The sequence below is a fragment of the Aeromonas sp. R7-5 genome (assembly GCF_040908015.1).
In the GTDB taxonomy this organism is placed as follows: domain Bacteria; phylum Pseudomonadota; class Gammaproteobacteria; order Enterobacterales; family Aeromonadaceae; genus Aeromonas; species Aeromonas caviae.
The window spans coordinates 1-2,245 of record NZ_JBFOCZ010000016.1; the positions used below are offsets into that span (position 1 = coordinate 1).

The following is a 2,245-nucleotide window of genomic DNA, read 5'->3' on the forward strand; positions in this document are numbered from 1 at the left end:
ATGTTCATGTCGCTGATCTGGGTGATGTGCCCGGTGATCTGGTCGAGGGCGCCGTTGGCCTCGTCGGCCTGGGTCACCACCCGCAGGCTCTGGTTGCGGCCCTGGGCCATGGCGCTGACGGCGCGGGCGCTCTGCTCCTGGAGGCTGTTGATCATGCCCTGGATCTCGGCGGTGGAGGCGGCGGAGCGGCTGGCGAGGTTGCGCACCTCGTCGGCCACCACGGCGAAGCCACGGCCCTGCTCGCCGGCGCGGGCGGCCTCGATGGCGGCGTTGAGGGCCAGCAGGTTGGTCTGCTCCGAAATGCTGCGGATGGTGTCGAGGATGCTGCCGATGGAGTCGGTCTGGCTCGCCAGGGACTCGATGACCCCGGCGACCTGTTCGATTTCACCGGAGAGGCCGACGATGCCGTGACGGGCCTGGGCGACGACCTGGGCCCCCGCATCGGCCTGCTCGTTGGCCTGCTTGGCGACGTCGGCGGCGAGAGACGCATTCCCTGCGATCTCGGTGACGGTGGCTCCCATCTCGTGGATGGCGGTGGCGACCTGGACGGTGCGATCCCGCTGGGCGGTGCAGTTGTGCTGGGTGAGCTGGGCCTTGGCGGCCACCTCGCTGGCGGTGGCTGCCACCTGGCGCGAGTTGCTCGCCACCTGCACGATGGCCCCGTGGATCCGGGTCACGAACTGGTTGAAGCTGTGGGCAATCTCGGCCAGCTCGTCCTTGCCGGTAAGACTGGCGCGGCTGTCGAGGGCGAGGTGGCGGGCCACCTCGCCAATATGGGATTGCAGGAAGGAGACCCGGCGGCGCAGCCCGATGAGGATGAGGGTCGAGACGAGCAGCGAGATGGCGATGGCGATGACGATGATGGCGATCATCTGGGTACGACCGCTGTCATAGCTGTTTTCGCTCAGGTCGTTGCGATGCTGGGCCTGACCTATCAACCCGTCGAGCAGCTCATTGGCGCCTTTGCGCATGACCCCGTAGCTCTGGCTGTAGCGATCCCGGTAGATGGCGCGTGCCTCGTCCATCTTGTTGTCAGAGAGCGCCTGCAACATGGGGGTCAGCTCCTCCCGCTCCACCCGGGTGAATTGATCGAGCAGGGTCTGGGCTCTGGCCCGGGCGTCGGGATCGACCTGGGCCTTGACGGCCTGCTCCATGGCCTGGCGCATCTCGGGAATGTCTTCCTCGCGGGTCTCCTTGACCCGGGTCAGCACCCCCTTTTCGTCGCGCAGGGAGGTGTCCTGCAATAGCATCATGTCGATGCCGACGCGCATGCGCGGGATGCGGGAGGCCACTTCCGCCATGGCCCGCATGGGGGTGGCGGTATTCTGGAACAGCTCTTCGGCCTGCTGCCTGATGTTGTCCATGCTGCGCAGACTGGCGGCGCCAACCAGCAGCAGGGCGAGACAGGGCACGGTGACGGCCAGGATCAGTTGGGTTTTGATGGTGAGGTTGCCTGCCAGCATGTTGACTCCTTGGTGTGTTGCTGTGTCGCTACTGTAGCGGCTTGTCATGACGGTTCGCCGTCATGGGGGTCGGTATTCCCTGTCGACCCGGTGAAAAAAGGGCGCCGCAGCGCCCTTTCATCTTATAACCGGAAGTTGCCGACCAGCTTGTCGAGCTCGCCGGAGAGCTGTTGCAGGCTGCGGCTGGACTCGGTCAGCTGGTGGGCGATATCGGCGGTCTCCATGGTGAGCTGGTTGATGTCCTCCACGTTGCGGTTGATCTCCCCGACCACGCTGGACTGCTCTTCGGTGGCGGTGGCGACCTGGATGTTCATGTCGCTGATCTGGGTGATGTGCCCGGTGATCTGGTCGAGGGCGCCGTTGGCCTCGTCGGCCTGGGTCACCACCCGCAGGCTCTGGTTGCGGCCCTGGGCCATGGCGCTGACGGCGCGGGCGCTCTGCTCCTGGAGGCTGTTGATCATGCCCTGGATCTCGGCGGTGGAGGCGGCGGAGCGGCTGGCGAGGTTGCGCACCTCGTCGGCCACCACGGCGAAGCCACGGCCCTGCTCGCCGGCGCGGGCGGCCTCGATGGCGGCGTTGAGGGCCAGCAGGTTGGTCTGCTCCGAAATGCTGCGGATGGTGTCGAGGATGCTGCCGATGGAGTCGGTCTGGCTCGCCAGGGACTCGATGACCCCGGCGACCTGTTCGATTTCACCGGAGAGGCCGACGATGCCGTGACGGGCCTGGGCGACGACCTGGGCCCCCGCATCGGCCTGCTCGTTGGCCTGCTTGGCGACGTCGGC

The 2,245-nt window shown here is 66.7% G+C and carries 2 protein-coding genes; both read right to left on the reverse strand.

The genetic code is table 11. The annotated features are described in order from the left end of the window. A partial coding sequence (locus AB5Y53_RS06000) for a methyl-accepting chemotaxis protein (RefSeq protein WP_368181329.1) occupies positions 1-1,463 on the reverse strand: 1,463 nt, incomplete at its 3' end. A 122-nt stretch (positions 1,464-1,585) separates the two neighbouring features. Then, on the reverse strand, positions 1,586-2,245 hold a 660-nt coding region (locus AB5Y53_RS06005; RefSeq protein ID WP_368173228.1), incomplete at its 5' end, for a methyl-accepting chemotaxis protein.